A 17,401-nucleotide genomic window follows, 5' to 3' on the forward strand; every position below is an offset into this window, starting at 1 on the left:
AAGAAGTGGCTAGTGACAAGATTGTAATCAAAGGGGCAAGAGCCCATAACTTGAAAAATATCGACGTTACGATTCCCCGTGATAAATTTGTCGTACTGACAGGACTAAGCGGATCGGGGAAATCCTCGCTTGCTTTCGATACCATTTATGCGGAAGGTCAGCGTAGATATGTCGAGTCTTTATCAGCTTATGCAAGACAGTTTCTAGGTCAAATGGAGAAGCCGGATGTCGATTCCATTGAAGGACTCTCTCCTGCTATCTCCATCGACCAGAAGACGACAAGCCGCAACCCACGTTCCACGGTTGGTACGGTAACGGAGATTTACGATTATTTGCGTTTGCTGTATGCCCGTATTGGCAAACCTCATTGTCCTGAACACGGCATTGAGATTACATCGCAGACGGTAGAACAAATGGTCGATCGGATTATGGAGTATCCGGAGCGGACCAAACTGCAAATTCTGGCTCCACTTATTTCTGGACGTAAAGGCGAGCATACGAAGCTGCTTGCTGATACTCAGAAGCAAGGCTATGTACGGGTTCGGGTAAATGGCGAGCTTCGTGAGCTTAGTGAGAAGATTGAACTGGAAAAGAACAAGAAGCATAACATTGAGGTTGTCATCGACCGGATCGTTGTGAAGCCGGATATTCAAGGCCGCTTGGCGGATTCTCTCGAGACGGCTCTCAAATTGGCTGATGGCCGCGTTATTGTTGATATTATAGATCAGGAAGAACTGCTGTTCAGCTCCAATCTGGCATGCCCAGAATGCGGCTTTAGTGTCGAGGAGCTTGCACCACGTATGTTCTCATTCAATAGCCCATACGGTGCTTGTCCGGAATGTGATGGACTAGGTGTGAAGATGATCGTTGACCCTGAGCTGCTTGTACCGGATACAAGCAAAGCGATTAATGAAGGGGCATTCGAAGCATGGGCGGGAAGTACGTCCAACTATTACCCGCAATTCCTTAGCGCGGTTTGCGAGCATTACGATATTCCGCAGGATGTTCCAGTATCGAGTCTGACAGCGGAGCAAATGAAAAAGCTTATGTACGGTACAGGCGGGGAGCGGGTAAAGTTCCTTTATGAGAATGACTTTGGTCATCGGAAGGAAGCTTACGTTCCGTTCGAAGGCATAGTGAATAATCTGGAGCGTCGTTATCGTGAGACGGCGTCAGAGGGTATTCGGGAATATATCCAAGCTTATATGAGCGCGAAACCATGCGGTACCTGTAAAGGTCATCGTTTGAAGAAAGAAAGCTTGGCCGTTACGATTAACGCGAAGAATATCTCGTTTGTCACTTCCTTATCAATTGGTGAAGCGCAGCGTTTCTTCGATTCGCTTGAACTGAGCGAGAAAGAGAAGAAGATTGGACATCTGATTATGAAAGAAATCAACAGCCGTCTCGGTTTCCTCGTAAACGTTGGTTTAGAATACTTGTCGATGAGTCGTGCAGCGGGAACCTTGTCTGGCGGCGAAGCGCAGCGTATTCGTCTGGCCACGCAGATTGGCTCCAGTCTAATGGGAGTCTTATATATTTTGGACGAGCCAAGCATAGGTCTCCATCAGCGTGATAATGACCGTTTAATTGAGACGCTTGAACATATGCGCAACCTTGGCAATACGCTTATCGTTGTTGAACATGACGAAGATACAATGCTGGCAGCGGACTATATCATCGATATTGGTCCAGGCGCAGGAATTCACGGCGGAATGGTAATGGCTGAAGGGACGCCGGAAGAAATTATGAATGACGATAATTCACTTACTGGCCAATATTTGAGCGGGAAGAAATTTATCGATGTTCCGCTGGAGCGCCGCAGTACCGGCGACAAGTGGCTGGAGATTCGTGGGGCCAAGGAAAATAACTTGCGTGGTGTCAACGTGAAGATTCCACTTGGTATCTTTACAGCGGTAACCGGCGTATCTGGTTCTGGTAAGTCTACACTCGTGAATGAGATCTTATATAAGACGCTGGCACGCGACTTGAACAAAGCGAAGGTTCGTCCTGGCGACTACAAGGAATTACGTGGTATCGAGCACTTGGAGAAGGTTATCGATATTGATCAATCGCCAATCGGCCGTACACCTCGTTCCAACCCAGCTACGTATACCGGCGTATTTGATGATGTGCGCGACCTTTATTCGACAACGAATGAAGCGAAAGTACGTGGTTATAAGAAAGGCCGCTTCAGCTTTAACGTGAAGGGTGGACGATGCGAGGCCTGCAGAGGCGACGGCATCATCAAGATCGAGATGCACTTCCTGCCGGATGTGTATGTACCTTGTGAGATATGCAAAGGGAAACGTTATAACCGCGAGACGCTTGAAGTGAAATACAAAGGTAAAAATATCGCAGAAGTGCTGGAAATGACCATTGAAGATGGCACAAAGTTCTTCGAGAACATACCTCGTATTCATCGGAAGCTGCAGACGCTGCTGGATGTTGGTCTTGGGTACATGACTTTAGGCCAGCCGGCTACAACTTTGTCGGGTGGTGAAGCACAGCGTGTGAAGCTGGCTTCTGAGTTATATCGCCGCAGCACGGGCAAGACGCTCTACATCCTAGATGAGCCAACGACAGGGCTTCATGTTGATGATATTGACCGTCTGCTGACGGTTCTGCATCGCTTGGTCGATTCAGGTGAATCGGTGCTCGTTATTGAGCATAATCTGGATGTCATTAAGACAGCGGATTATTTGATTGATCTCGGGCCAGAAGGCGGTAACGGCGGCGGAACAATTGTTGCAACAGGAGCACCAGAGGATGTTGTGAAGGTCACAGGTTCCTATACAGGCAAGTACTTGAAGCCGATTATGGAGCGGGACCGCGAACGGACCGTTAAGAAGTACCGTGCCGCAGAAGAAAGTGTAGCTGCTGGAGTAGTGGAATAAGTCAGAACTAGGGGACTCTCCTTTATGCACGATAAAGGAGAGTCCCCTTTACGTTATTTTCAACAAGAATGTAGTTATAAATGTTGGAAGAGATGGACATTTTATATTTGCAGGGCAGAATGGAGAAGTTCGGTCCGATATAATGGTTCAAAATGTGGGAAAAGGTGACAAACTTGTTACGAAAGCTGAATCGGACTTGCATCATTTGCCACTTGAAGATAACATAGAGGTAATATAGGCTACGTGCGAATAAAAGGGGGTCCACTCGATGTTTTTGGCAGCAGAAGAGGCAGCACAATCGACTAGCAATATCAACACATTCGACTGGTTCATGCTTGCATTTACCATTTTGATCTTGATTGGTTTTGTACGTTTATTGAGAGCTGGTTCTAAGAAAAATGTATTCGCGATCGGATTTACATTCGTATCGCTTGCCTTGTTTGCTTACATTGATTACATCATGATCTTTAAAGTTTGGATGGCTTAAATAGGAAGGCCTGCCGATTTGACGGCAGGCTTTATTATTTTATAGAGAGCGCTGGTCTGATGATCCGAAAGGGTCATAATGGGCTGGCGTTTTTATTTTGTGAGAATTGACTTTTATGATGTAATCCATTATCATCTGTTTTAATAAGTATCTAATTTGATGAATGCTAAATATACTAATTAACGAGGAGTGAAAACCTGTGCAATTAGATAAAGTCGTCAATTATCATAAAGCGCTGGCTGACCCAACGCGAATTCGGCTATTGATTCTGCTTGCAGAAGGAGAGCTTAACGGACAAGTGCTGGCGGAGAAGCTGGGAGTAACACCAGCAACCGTAACTCATCATGCAGCAAAGCTGCGTGAAGCGAGTTTAATTAATGAGCGCAGAGATAAGAACACGATATATTTCTCCCTGAATGATTACTTCATTAAGAACGGTTCGAATGCAACGGCAAACTTGATCTACAGACAAACAAATCGGAAAGGAGAGGCAGAGCAAATGAACGAAGATTTAGATCGTATGAAGCAGTCCGTGATCAAAAACTTCTTTACAGCTGCCGGCAAGCTGAAGTCGATTCCTGCGCAGCTCAAGAAAAAGCTCATCGTCCTGGAGTATATCGTCTCACAGCTCGATAAGGATCGTAAATACACCGAAAAAGAGCTTAACGAATTTATAAAAGGTTATCACGAAGATTTCGCAACACTCCGCCGAGAATTTATCATGCATCAATTCATGTTCCGCGAAAACGAAATCTACGAACTCAACCCACAGGAGATGTGGGCGAAGTGGGAGACACTATCATAAGTGTCTCCAAAATAAAAAGAGCCTGCCCGGCGGAAAGCCAGGCAGGCTGTTTTACTACTCTCATCTTTAATTCTTGTGGTGGTTGAGTGAGCGGAGCGAGAACATGTTTCTGGAGAAGCGTAGCGTTCGCTTTTGTCTGTGGATTTCAACCGCTTGGCGGTTAATTGAAGAAATCCACGGACAATGGCGATCGGAAGAAACATGCTCTTGCGCAGTGAATGCTCTATCCCACCACTAAAGAATTAAACCCACCACATATCGCCAACAGGCTCTTTAATCAAAACTTGCTGCAAGTTTTGAACAGCTTTCGAGAAGCCTTCTTCAACGGACATCAGGCCGTCTTCATGCTCGATGCTGACAACATAGTCGTAACCAACAAGGCGCAGTGTGCTGATAATATCTGCCCAAGTTTTCAGATCATGACCAAAGCCAACGGAACGGAACTGCCAAGCACGATCAAGCATCATTGTGTACGATTGCATATCTGTCAGACCATGTTTGTTTACATTGTTAACGTCGATTGTTGTATCTTTAGCATGGAAGTGATGGATCGCATTTTCGCGGCCCAGAATCTTGATTGCTTCCACAGGGTCAATTCCTTGCCACCACATATGGGAGGGGTCAAGGTTAGCACCGATTGCTTTACCTGCAGCTTCACGAAGGCGAAGTAGAGTAGCAGGTGTATGAACGGAGAAGCCGCCATGCAGCTCGAGACCAATTTTGATACCGCTTTGTTCAGCGATTCCGCCAACTTCAGACCAATATGGAATAACTTTTTCTTCCCATTGCCATTTCAAGATATCTTGGAAATCGTTTGGCCAAGGAGCAACCGGCCAGTTCGGATATTTTGCATCCTCATGGTCGCCAGGGCAGCCGGAGAATGTATTTACCACTGGAACTTCCAGACGGTTAGCAAGCTCAATTGTTTTACGGATAATAACGTCATCTGCGCTGGAGATTGCTTTTTGCGGATGAAGTGGATTAGCATGGCAGCTAAGTGCGCTGATGATCAGGCCACGTGATTCTACCGCTTGTTTAAACGCTTTCAATTTGCCTGCATCAGCAAGCAGAACATCTGGATCGCAGTGTGCATTGCCAGGGTAACCACCAGTTCCAAGTTCAACCGCTTCAAGACCTTTAGAAGCGATATAATCGAGTGCTTCTTCAAAAGGTTTTTGTGAGAAAAGTACAGCAAATACGCCTAATTTCATTATAATACCCTCCTATGGTTTGCTTGTCCTCATTATAACATCCTACTTCACGGGATACCTCATAATTACAAAAGAAAAACCAAAATCGCATATAAACAAAGCAATTCAAATGAAAGCGCCGTCTCCATGCTTCAACGTTTTATCAATTCAAGGTCAAAAAACGTCAGAAGGAAGATCTACATGAGTAAATATTTAAACGATGTTATTGAATCTAGTCGAATTTTTCGCAATAAGGAATGGGAATTATTTTAATAGGCTATATTCACGATTTTTACCAAATCTATTACAAATTCTTCTTGTTGTGCACTATCTTAGCGTGATACATTTAGGAAAGTGTTTCCTATATATGGGATTCTCTTTTTTATTGGATCTGGGAGAGTGATAGAGTGAAGCGTAGTATGATTCGGGCAGGAGCCATCGTCCTAACGGGAGGACTATTGGTGACTGGTTCTGCGTTTGCAGCGGGAACGGCAGCAAGTCCCGGAACAATGAAAATGAGTGCGACCAAAATTAATGGAGAAGTGTATGTAAAAGCTTCATCTCTCACGGGTACGTTGGGAGGTGCAGGGACTTATGATGCATCATCCAAGACCTATTCGTACACACCGCCTGCTGATATTCCAACTATTATTAGCAAGGTGTCGCCTTCGGTTGTCGGAATCATCGGAAAGCCAGTAAATGGAGGCGATCAGCGCTATGCTTTAGCACATGGGACAGGCGTCATTATGAAATCAGATGGATGGATTTTGACAAACGCCCATGTCGTGAAAGACATGACCAATATTACTGTCGTTACAGCAGATGGTAAGCAGTACAGCGGGAAGACAAGCAATGTTGATGAGGTAAGCGATCTAGCACTTGTCAAAATTAATGCGACCAAGCTGCCGGTTGCTAAGTTTGCTGCCTCACCATTACAAGCGAAAGTTGGAGAGACGGTTATTGCAATCGGAACACCAGTATCTTTCTCGCTTCGCAACACGGCTACTACAGGTATTCTTAGCGGTATGAACCGTTCGGTCTCGTCGTTTTACAGGCTGCTGCAGACCGATGCGGCTATTAATCCTGGTAACAGCGGAGGTCCACTCGTGAATATGAAGGGCGAAGTGATCGGGATCAATTCCATGAAGTTTGTGGATGAAGGAATCGATAACATGGGCTTTTCGATTCCGATTGATACCGTTTCCTATGTAACCGGACAATTCTTCAAGTACGGTTATGTAAAACGTGCATCCTTGGGAGTAGGATTGGAAGAAAGCTATGCAGCTATTGTTGGTCTGCCGACTGATGATGGCCTGACGGTGACTTCTGTTAAATCGGATTCTGCCAAGAAACTAGGAGTTCAAATTGGGGATGTTCTATACTCCGTTGCAGGTCATCAGATTTCATCTATTGTAGAGCTGAATGAGCTCTTGAAATCGTATCTACCTGGGCAGCAGATTGAAATTATGATGATGATTGATGGCGATTTGGTTACCCGTAAACTAACGCTGACTACGGCTTAATAATTCTATTTATTTATAATAGGGAGAGTAGAGAGAATGAAAGCATTTAGAATGAAGCGGTTTGTATTTATGCTATTAGCTGTTTTTCTGGTTGCAACAATCGTACCAGCAGCGGCTTATGCAGCTGATTCAACAAGTGGTGCGGTCGAAGTCCGCCTGAAGGCAGGCAGTACAAATGTTGCGATTAACGGAAAACAATCGTCTGTATTGACGGCTCCATTTGAGAAAAGTGGAACAACGATGGTACCGCTTAGTGTAATTACGAAAGCATTTGGCGCTAAGTTGAAGCTGCAAGACAACAAGATTATTACGCTTACTTACAACGACAAAACTGTCATTGTAACGATCGGCAGCAAGACTGTGAAGGTAAACGGTAAAAATCAAACCGTTGCTGTTGCGCCAGTTATTATCAAGGGCACAACAATGGTACCTGTTCGAGTAATCGTTGAGGCTTTTGGAGCTAAGATCGGTAGAGATAAGAAAACCAATGAAATCGTTATTACAGGTGCACTTGCACAGTCAGGCAGCAGTAACTCAGGCGGCGGCTCGACGAACCTGGATCCTGACTACGGCAAAACCAAATTCGGCGACAGCTACCTGGGATGGACGATGAACTACCCTCCAGGGCTATTATTGGTTGCACAAAGTGATGATGGAACCTATGCGGAGTGGGGCAGCACAACCAGCGAATCGAGTGTAATCGTATCGACTGAACATGCGACAGATGTTCTGACCAGCACTGAGATCCGTGATAAGATTTCTGTGGATTGGCTGCCAAGTGATGAGGTAGTCATCGATAAACGTACAATTACGGTTAACGGCCAAAGCTTTGAGAAAATGGTAACAAGATCATCTGAACAAGGAATGCTGTTCGAATATCGCGCTACTCAAAAAGGCGAAACGCTCTATTTCGTGATGGTAGGTGTAGTTGGGAAAGAAAAAACAGCTCTTGATCCTTACCAGTCCTTGTTAGACAGCTTTGTTCCTTCCTTCGATAAGTCGGATAGTACAATTAAGGACATTACCAAAGTAAAAGATGGTCTCATGTCGATCAATAATGAAGAGTTTGGTCTTTCTCTTAAACTGCCTGCCGGCTGGTACGGTGTAAAGAACAGCCCGAACCCTATGTATGTAAGCGAGAACGGCTTTTTCTCCTTCGGCATCTCATCTCTGCAAGCACAGGACACGGCAGAGCAATGGCTCGCTCGTGTACAAAAGCAGCTTCATGAGGATTTCCTGTCTAATTATATTAAAAATGAAAAAACCTCTTCTATTGTTATGAAGGATGGCAACGCTCTTGTGCTTACTTATGAGTTTTCCTATGATCAAAAAACATGGTACACAGCTAATGAAGTGTTCCTGGTCGTAGGTAACTATCGTTATGCGCTTGAATTCAACTATGATTCGAAGCTTGGTGCCCAAGGCGATACGTTGTTTAAATCCACATTGGCAACAGTAGATATCGATACGGCTTATATTGACAAGAATTATGGCCAGATCGAAGATGATACTGATAACATTGACCGTACAAAAGTCAACACGAAGAGAAGTATCAAATATGGCTACTCTATCGATCTTCCAGCCCATTGGCTGGGTGTGAACACTGATTTTGAACAAGATGCTGTAGCTTATATCAGTGATTACGGTCAGTTGATTATCCAAACTATTGAAGATGCTGATGTTGCAAGTGTATCTAATGCTGTTCAACAAGGCTTACGAGAAGATGGTCTTTCAGTCACTAGAGGTAATGTCTTCTCTGTAGGGAATAAGTCTGTCAGCAGTTTCTCAGTTCAAGAGGATATAGACGGAATTCCGACTACGGAAATCTTCTACCTTGTTGAACACAACGGTAACACACTGGCGTTTATCTTTACTATTAATAACGCCAATGCAACAACTACGGCTCTTAACGGTTTTGATACTATTGTAAAATCGATCAAGTTCCAATAATCGCAACATCATTTCACAGAGGAGCCGGTTCTCGACTAAGAGAATCGGCTTCTTTTCTCTGCCCTGCCAGTATTGGGTGGTGGCATCTAGTGCCGTGGTTTGTTAAACTAGCAATAGCAGGTTTACAATTGGAGGAATGAATGTCGAATGACGATTAATATAAAGCGAGAGGATATCGAGCTGCTGGCTCCGGCCGGCGACTGGGAATGCATGCGTGCAGCAGTAGCTAACGGCGCGGATGCCATTTTTTTTGGCGTAGAGAAGTTTAATGCCCGGGCTCGTGCGAACAATTTCCGAAGCGAGGAACTGCCTGAGATTATGGCTTTTCTTCATACGTATGGGGTAAAAGGTTTTCTGACCTTTAATATTCTCGTATTCGAGGATGAACTTCGTGACGCTAAGCAATTAATTGAGATGTGTATTAATGCCGGTGTCGATGCGGTTATCGTTCAGGATCTAGGTCTTGTGAAAATGATTCGTGAATTATCTCCGGATTTCCCGATTCATGGCTCGACTCAAATGACGATTACTTCGCCAGAAGCAGTGGAGTTCACGAAGCCATTTGGTATGGAGCGTGTCGTGCTTGGCCGCGAGAATAACTTGAAGCAAATTCAAAAGATTGGTGAGCAAGCGAAGCTTCCAATGGAAGTATTCGTACACGGTGCGCTTTGCGTATCCTACTCGGGCCAATGTTTAACATCAGAAATGTGGGGTGGACGTTCCGCGAACCGCGGTGAATGTGCTCAGGCATGCCGACTACCGTACGATCTAATGGTGGATGGCGAGCATAAGCCGATGGGCGATGTCGCTTATTTATTATCTCCTAAGGATCTTGCGGCTATCGATCTGATTCCTGAATTAATTCAAGCAGGCGTTACCTCCTTCAAAATTGAAGGCCGCCTGAAAAGCCCGGAATATGTGGCGAACGTAGTAAGTAAATATCGCAAAGCGATCGACAGCTATTTTGCTGGTGACCTTACTGGCCCTTCGAAGGAAGAAATCCGTGAGCTTCAGCAAAGCTTCTCCCGCGGATTTACACATGGCTTCCTGACAGGAACGAACAATAAACAACTGGTAGATGGTACCTTCCCGAAAAGCCGCGGCGTATATCTTGGCCGTGTTGAACGTATTCTTCGTGATGCAGTAACGATCCGCCTTGAAGCTCCGCTCAAACGCGGCGACGGTATCGTATTTGATGCTGGGGATCCAACGAAGAAGGAAGAAGGCGGACGTGTCTATGATCTTCGCCGTCATGGTCAGAAGATTGAAGGCGAAGCACAGGAAGGAACTCTACTTGAGCTTGTAGCCGGCCGTAATGACGTAGACCTTCGAAAAGTGCATGTTGGGGATAAGATTTGGAAGACCAATGACCCTGCACTGGATAGACGTCTACGTACAACTTTCGAGACTGAGAAGCCGTACCGTGTTTTCCCGCTGCATTTGAAGGTATCCGGTGCAGCAGGCGAGCCGCTTCGTACTTGGTGGACGGATGTTCAGAAGGGTGTTACGGTTGCGGTTGAATCTGAGCTTATGCTGGAGCAAGCGAATAAGCGTCCGATGGATGCAGCATTGCTTGAAGATCAGCTTGGTCGTCTTGGTGGTACCTTATATCAGCTGGACCAGATTGAAGTTGTACTTGAAGGTGAACTAATCGTACCGGTCCGTGAGCTGAACCGGATGCGTCGTGAAGCTGTTGAGAAGCTGACGGGGGAGCGTCCGAAACCGCCGATCTATGTGAAGCACTTGATTGATCCTTTGGATGATGCTCCTAACACGGCAGCAGCACAACAAGCCAAACAACAGGTGGCGGAACCCCAATTGACGGCTCTTTGCCGTAATTTGGAGCAGGTCGAAGCGGCTGTTCAAATGAACGTAGAGATGATCTATGCCGACTTTGAATTCATTAAGCAGTTCCCTGCTGCTATTGAAGTAGCAAGACGCGCTGGAAAACCAATTGCACTTGCTACACCTCGCATTCATATGCCTGGAGAGAATGGCTACCATGCGAATATTTTGAAGCTTCAACCGGATGCGGTGCTTGTCCGCAATACAGGTGCATTGTATTACTACCTCCGTGCGCGTGCAGAGAATCCTGATAAGCCGTTCCCGAGATTGATCGGTGACTTCTCGCTTAACGTGGCTAATCATAAAGCAGTTGAAGTATTTGCTGATGCGGGACTTGATCTGATTACGCCGTCGTATGACCTGAACATTCAGCAGATGGTCGATATGCTGGAGCAATCGGATACTTCCCGTCTGGAAGTTGTTATCCAGCAGCACATGCCGATGTTCCATACAGAGCATTGCGTTTATTGTACCTTCATGAGCGAAGGAACGGACTATACGAACTGTGGCCGTCCTTGTGAAGATCATCGCGCATCCCTTCAGGACCGTATTGGTATGTCGCATCCCGTACGTGTAGACGAAGGCTGCCGTAATACGGTGTACAATGCAATTGAGCAATCCGGCTCCGAATATATCCGCAACTTCCTTGAGCTTGGCGTACCATCCTTCCGAGTTGAATTCCTGGAAGAAACGCCGGACAAAGTACGTGAAGTGCTTGGATTATACCGGGATGCACTAGATGGCCGTATTAGTGGTACGAAAGTATGGAAAACGTTAAAAGCAACGAACCAGCTCGGTGTAACACGCGGGCAGCTCGTGAAATAAGGAGAACCATCGCATGAATGGAGCATGGTACAGCAACTGGAGACATGTGTTCAAATTAGATCCGGAGAAGGAAATTTCAGATGATGCACTGGATGCTATCTGTATGTCCGGAACCGATGCTATTATTGTGGGCGGCTCCAGCGGCGTTACGTTTGAAAATACGGTTGATCTCATGGCGCGCATTCGCCGCTATGAGGTAGACTGTGCCCTCGAGGTATCGACACTTGACGGTGCGGTACCCGGTTTTGACGGCTATTTCGTCCCAATTGTCCTCAATACAGACAAGGCGGAATGGATCATCGGCCGTCAAATCGAAGGGCTGAAGGAATATGGTTCCTTTGTTCCGTGGGAAGAGACGGCTTCACAGGGGTATATTATCCTTAACAGCGAAGCGACAGCAGCAGCAGTCACTGGTGCTAGAACAGAACTGGATGAAGCTGCGCTGGTTGCTCATGTTCGTATGGGAGCAAGACTCATGCGTCTGCCGGTCATCTATATCGAGTACAGCGGGCGTTTTGGCGACATGGCATTTGTTCGTGCAGCGAAGGAAGCTGCTCATGAAACGCAGTTGTTTTATGGCGGAGGCATTCATGATGCGGATACGGCCCGTCTTGCTGCCGAACATGCAGATACCATTGTTGTTGGAAATATCATTTACACCGATCTGACGGCAGCATTGTCGACGGTCGAGGCTGTTCGTACACTTACCCGGTAACAAGATGGGTGCTTGATGAAGTAAGCTTGAGATTAAGGTTATACTACGCAATATGAAGCAGCACAGAGCTATTCCGAGAGCGTTTTTGAAAGCTTTAGGAATAGCTTTTTATTTGTAAATTGACACTTTAGAAGCCGTTGTCTACACTAACAATAAAGAGCGAACAAATACGAACAGTTCTATGAATTCATACCAAAGATTAAGGAGTACATTCATGTTTAATCCGATTGATATCGATCAAGCCGTACAGAAGCTGAACCCTCCGCAGCGAGATGCCGTTCAGGCGACGGATGGACCTTTACTTATTATGGCGGGAGCGGGCAGCGGCAAGACGCGTGTGCTTACCCATCGTATCGCTTATTTAATTGAGAAGAAGCGGGTTGCTCCTTGGAGCATATTAGCCATTACCTTTACGAATAAGGCAGCTAGAGAGATGCAGGCGAGGGTTGCTGCGCTGATTGGGCCGTCCGGCCAAGATATTTGGGTGTCTACCTTCCACTCCATGTGCGTACGTATCCTCAGGAAAGACATTAGCCGAATTGGCTTTACCTCTAATTTCTCGATTCTCGATTCGGCCGATCAACTGTCGGTAATCCGCAATTGTATGAAGGAACTTAATATCGATGTGAAAAAGATTGAGCCCAAATCGGTGCAGGCTGCGATGAGTGGTGCTAAGAATGAACTACTCTCACCAGAACGTTACGAGCAGAAAACAGGCGACTATTTCACCGATATTGTGGCGAAGGTATATAAGATGTACCAGAAACGGCTGAAAAGCAATAACTCACTCGATTTCGATGATCTGATCATGACGACACTTGAACTATTTAAGGAAATGCCGGAAGTGCTGGAATTCTATCAGAACAAATTCCGTTATATCCACGTCGATGAATATCAGGATACGAACCGTGCACAGTATATGCTCTGCCGAATGCTGGCGGACAAACATCATAATATTTGCGTTGTTGGTGACAGCGACCAGTCGATCTATCGCTGGCGTGGGGCGGATATTACGAACATTTTGAACTTTGAAGATGATTATCCGGAAGCCCGGACGATTATGCTCGAGCAGAACTATCGTTCAACTTCGAACATTCTTGATGCGGCGAATGCAGTCATTAAGCTGAACACAGGACGCAAGGCCAAGAAGCTGTGGACCGACCAAGGGGAAGGCGACCTGATCACGTTATACCAGGCGGATTCCGAACATGATGAAGGATATTTCGTAACCGGCACAATCAGTAAGAATGTGAAAAACGGACGTAAATACGAGGATCATGCGATTTTGTACCGGACGAACGCCCAGTCTCGTGTAATAGAGGAAATTCTCATCAAGTCCGATATTCCTTATCAGATCGTTGGCGGTATCAAGTTCTATGATCGGAAAGAGATTAAGGACTTGCTTGCTTACCTTAGACTAATCTCGAATCCAGACGATGATATCAGCTTGCAGCGGATCATCAATGTTCCGAAGCGGGGGATTGGCGATACAACAGTTGCGAAGCTTGCTGAAGAAGCTGTACGCCAAGGTACATCCATCTATAACGTGCTCGGCAATTTGCAGGGGATCGATCTGAATGCACGTGCGCAAGGGCTGCTTCATGAGTTCCGAGATATGATCGATAACTTGACGCAAATGGTTGATTACTTGTCAGTGACCGAGTTGACCGAAAAGGTGCTGGAAATGTCGCAGTACCGCATTGAGCTGCAGCGTGAGAAGACACTTGAATCGACGGCTCGTCTCGAGAACATTGATGAGTTCCTCTCCGTTACGCAGGATTTCGAGAAACGGAACGATGACAAAACGTTAGTAGCGTTCTTGACTGATCTGGCGCTTATTGCTGATATTGACTCTATGGATAAAGACGAGGAAGGCCAAGCTGTGGACAATAACGCAGTCGTTCTAATGACGATGCATAGCGCCAAAGGTCTTGAGTTCCCGGTTGTATTCATTATTGGGATGGAGGAAAGTATCTTCCCACACAGTCGTGCGCTTAATGATAACGAGGAGCTGGAGGAAGAGCGACGCCTTGCTTATGTAGGGATTACTCGTGCAGAGAAGCAGCTTTATATGACCAGTGCGCGCATGCGGACCTTATTCGGTCGTACCAGTTCCAATATGCCTTCTCGTTTCCTGCAGGAATTGCCGGACCATGTCAAGACACTGGCTTCACCGGGCGGTACCATTGGCCGTTCTGGAAGCAGCTTTGGCGGAGGCAGTCGCCCAAGCTTTGGCTCAAGCAGCAGCACCGCTGGCTTTGGAGCAGGACGCACACCATCCTTTGGCGGTGCATCTAACGCGGGAACCCGCGCCTCTGGTCCATCGGGAGCGGGAGTACGCGTGAGCACACCACTTGATGCAGCAGCGAAAGCGGTACAAGGCGGCGCGGCCGTTGGCGGCAGCGCTGAACGACAGTTTACAGCTGGTGACAGAGTCGCACATGGCAAATGGGGCGAAGGCGTAATTGTTTCCGTCAAAGGGACGGGCAATGACATGGAACTTCAAATTGCTTTCCCAGCGCCAGTAGGTGTCAAACGGCTATTGGCTGGTTTTGCACCAATAACGAAAGTTTAATGAATGGAAGGATGGGACCCTCCCATGGATAATCAGACGGCTACGCCTGAGCAAGTGACCCGTATGCAAGAGCTTGCAGCGGAAATTTCCGCTCATAACTATCAATACTACACACTTGATCGGCCTTCTATTAATGATGCTGACTACGATAAACTGTACGATGAGCTGGTAGCACTTGAGACAACAACTGGTGTTGTGCTGCCGGACTCTCCGACACAGCGGGTAGGCGGAGAGCTGCTAAAAGGCTTTGAGCCTCACCGCCATCGGGCCCGTTTATGGAGCCTTGATAAGGCGCAGGACACAGAGGATCTGCTCGCTTGGAATCAACGCGTGCTGAAGGGCATTAATGATTATAATGCAAAGTATCCGGAGGAAGAGCCACTTCCACAGCCGAGTTATGTTATTGAGCTGAAGTTCGACGGTCTTACCCTTAACCTGACTTATGAGAACGGACAGCTCATCCAAGCTTCCACACGGGGGAATGGCACCGTAGGTGAGGGGATATTGGCGCAGGTGCGCACGATCCGTTCTGTTCCGTTAACTATTCCTTTCCGAGATGGGATCATTGAGGTTCAGGGTGAGGGCATTATGAACCTGTCAGTCTTGGAGAGCTATAATAGGGCGGCAGTGGATCCGCTTAAGAATGCACGTAATGCCGCAGCAGGTGCACTCCGCAACTTGAATCCGAAAGTAACGGCAGAGAGAAAGCTGAATGCTTTCTTCTATAATGTTGGACACGCGGAAGGAATCTCGTTTACGAATCATCGTGAAATGCAGCAATTCCTGAAAGATAACTTATTTAAAGTAAATCCGTATGCTTCCTATTTCGATACGATTGAAGAAGTACAGGCGGAGTTAGTGCATATCACTGAAATGCGTACCAGTCTCGACTTTTTAATCGATGGTGCCGTCGTGAAGCTCGTAGATATGCGTACGAGGGAAGCGCTTGGCTATACGGACAAATTCCCGCGGTGGGCTGTCGCCTTTAAGTTTGAGGCGGAAGAAGCGGCAACGGTGCTCGAGTCTGTATCTTGGGAGGTTGGCCGTACAGGTAAGATCACACCGGTAGCACGAGTTGAAGCCGTGGAACTTGCAGGCGTAACCGTTCAGAACTGTACGCTTAATAATATTGGAGACATTGAGCGGAAGAACTTGAAGTATGCTTTGGGCACGCTTGTATCTATCCGCAGGTCCAATGATGTTATTCCAGAAATACTAGGCAAAGTAGATGACGAGCCAGGGCAAGAGATCGCGTTCCCAACCGAATGTCCTTCATGCGGAACTGAGCTCGAGCAGCGCGGCGCCCATCTATTCTGTAACAATAAACTCGGCTGCCGTCCGCAGATTATTGGACGTATTACTCATTTTGCATCCCGCGACGCAATGGATATCGAGGCTTTCAGCATCATGACAGCGGAACAGCTGTATGCGGACTGTAATGTTCATGATCCGGCAGATCTTTATGCCCTTGGATATGATGATTTGATTAAGCTGGATCGTTTCGGTGATAAAAAAGCACGTAAGCTGCTAGATGCGCTTGAAAAGTCCAAAGATCGCGATTTGGCCGCTTTCTTGTTCGCACTTGGCATTCCGAATACCGGTAAGGCTACGACTAAAATGCTGGCCGATCATTATGGAAGCCTGGATGGTGTGATGTCAGCAACAGCAGATGAGCTTGTTGGCCTTCAAGATGTAGGCGCGATCGTAGCAGACAGCATAGTCAACTATTTTGCCGATCCGATTATTGCGGCAAGTATAGCTCGCATGCGAGAGCTTGGTGTAAAAGCGGAAGCCGATCAGCCTGCCGTTGTACGCCAAGACAGCATCTTCAGCGGAAAGACCGTTGTTCTGACAGGTACATTGTCGAAGATGTCGAGAGATGAAGCGGCTAAGAAACTCGAGGCATGTGGTGCGAAAGTAAGCGGCAGCGTCTCCAAAAAGACGGACTTCGTCATTGCTGGTGAGAGTGCAGGCAGTAAGCTGACTAAAGCACGGGATCTTGGGATTACCGTTATCGAAGACGAGGATGAACTGATTCGTCTGTTAGGCGAAGACTAGAATGGATAAGCGCTGTATGCCTTGCAAGGGCATGCTGCGCTTTTTTAATGCAACTAAATATAAATGTAATTTATTACAAGTTGTAATTCAAAATCGGACATGGTATATTATTTCTTGTCGCTTCGGAAGACACGGCGCAAACAACTGAAACACACGAGTTGAAAAACAAATGTGAAACAAGCTGTTGACAACGAGTTGAGAAGCTGATAATATAACATCTTGTCACCGACAAAATGTGACAAACAAACAAGTTCTTTGAAAACTGAACAAATGAATCACGTCGATTCAAACAAGTTTTAAAATAGCTAGTCAAGTTTGAGCAAGTCAAACAGAACCATTTCATGGAGAGTTTGATCCTGGCTCAGGACGAACGCTGGCGGCGTGCCTAATACATGCAAGTCGAGCGGATCTTTTCCTTCGGGAAAAGATTAGCGGCGGACGGGTGAGTAACACGTGGGTAACCTGCCCATAAGACTGGGATAACATTCGGAAACGAATGCTAATACCGGATACGCGAATTGGTCGCATGGCCGA

The 17,401-nt window shown here is 46.6% G+C and carries 10 protein-coding genes and 1 rRNA gene; 10 read left to right on the top strand and 1 reads right to left on the bottom strand.

Going from position 1 to position 17,401, the window contains the following annotated elements:
- Positions 1–5: 5 nt before the first annotated feature.
- The 3 genes from uvrA to AC0YNT_RS10685 all read left to right on the top strand — a co-directional run bounded on the left by uvrA (position 6) and on the right by AC0YNT_RS10685 (position 4,186).
- Positions 6–2,894: an excinuclease ABC subunit UvrA gene (gene uvrA, locus AC0YNT_RS10675; RefSeq protein ID WP_475804532.1), complete on the top strand. Its 2,889-nt coding sequence runs from the start codon at positions 6–8 to the stop codon at positions 2,892–2,894.
- Between the two features lie 268 nt (positions 2,895–3,162).
- Complete coding sequence (locus tag AC0YNT_RS10680) at positions 3,163–3,381, top strand: hypothetical protein (RefSeq protein ID WP_167280915.1); 219 nt, start codon at positions 3,163–3,165, stop codon at positions 3,379–3,381.
- Positions 3,382–3,580: 199 nt separating this feature from the next.
- On the top strand, positions 3,581–4,186 hold the full coding sequence (locus AC0YNT_RS10685; RefSeq protein ID WP_167280914.1) for a metalloregulator ArsR/SmtB family transcription factor: 606 nt from the start codon (positions 3,581–3,583) through the stop codon (positions 4,184–4,186).
- Between the two features lie 242 nt (positions 4,187–4,428).
- On the opposite strand, the gene AC0YNT_RS10690 is transcribed toward AC0YNT_RS10685, so the two are convergent.
- Entirely contained in the window at positions 4,429–5,397 is a 969-nt protein-coding gene (locus AC0YNT_RS10690; protein WP_475804533.1) for a sugar phosphate isomerase/epimerase family protein, read from the bottom strand.
- Between the two features lie 386 nt (positions 5,398–5,783).
- Between AC0YNT_RS10690 and AC0YNT_RS10695 the strand changes: the two genes are divergently transcribed.
- From AC0YNT_RS10695 to AC0YNT_RS10725, 7 genes are all read left to right on the top strand, one after another.
- Positions 5,784–6,899 carry a S1C family serine protease gene (locus AC0YNT_RS10695; protein WP_475804534.1) on the top strand — a complete coding sequence of 372 codons (1,116 nt, stop codon included), beginning with the start codon at positions 5,784–5,786 and terminating at the stop codon, positions 6,897–6,899.
- A gap of 36 nt (positions 6,900–6,935) precedes the next feature.
- Positions 6,936–8,849, top strand: coding sequence for a copper amine oxidase N-terminal domain-containing protein (locus AC0YNT_RS10700; protein ID WP_475804535.1), 1,914 nt, complete (start codon positions 6,936–6,938; stop codon positions 8,847–8,849).
- Between the two features lie 147 nt (positions 8,850–8,996).
- Positions 8,997–11,519: a U32 family peptidase gene (locus tag AC0YNT_RS10705; RefSeq protein ID WP_475804536.1), complete on the top strand. Its 2,523-nt coding sequence runs from the start codon at positions 8,997–8,999 to the stop codon at positions 11,517–11,519.
- Between the two features lie 13 nt (positions 11,520–11,532).
- Entirely contained in the window at positions 11,533–12,234 is a 702-nt protein-coding gene (gene pcrB / locus AC0YNT_RS10710) for a heptaprenylglyceryl phosphate synthase (protein ID WP_475804537.1), read from the top strand.
- Positions 12,235–12,448: 214 nt separating this feature from the next.
- Positions 12,449–14,809, top strand: a complete 2,361-nt coding sequence (gene pcrA, locus AC0YNT_RS10715; protein ID WP_475804538.1) for a DNA helicase PcrA — start codon at positions 12,449–12,451, stop codon at positions 14,807–14,809.
- A 24-nt stretch (positions 14,810–14,833) separates the two neighbouring features.
- Positions 14,834–16,867 (top strand): NAD-dependent DNA ligase LigA, encoded by a 2,034-nt coding sequence (gene ligA / locus AC0YNT_RS10720; protein WP_475804539.1) that lies wholly within the window; start codon positions 14,834–14,836, stop codon positions 16,865–16,867.
- A 338-nt stretch (positions 16,868–17,205) separates the two neighbouring features.
- A 16S ribosomal RNA gene (locus AC0YNT_RS10725) occupies positions 17,206–17,401 on the top strand; the annotation flags it as partial.

Source organism: Paenibacillus sp. J22R56 (assembly GCF_056269375.1).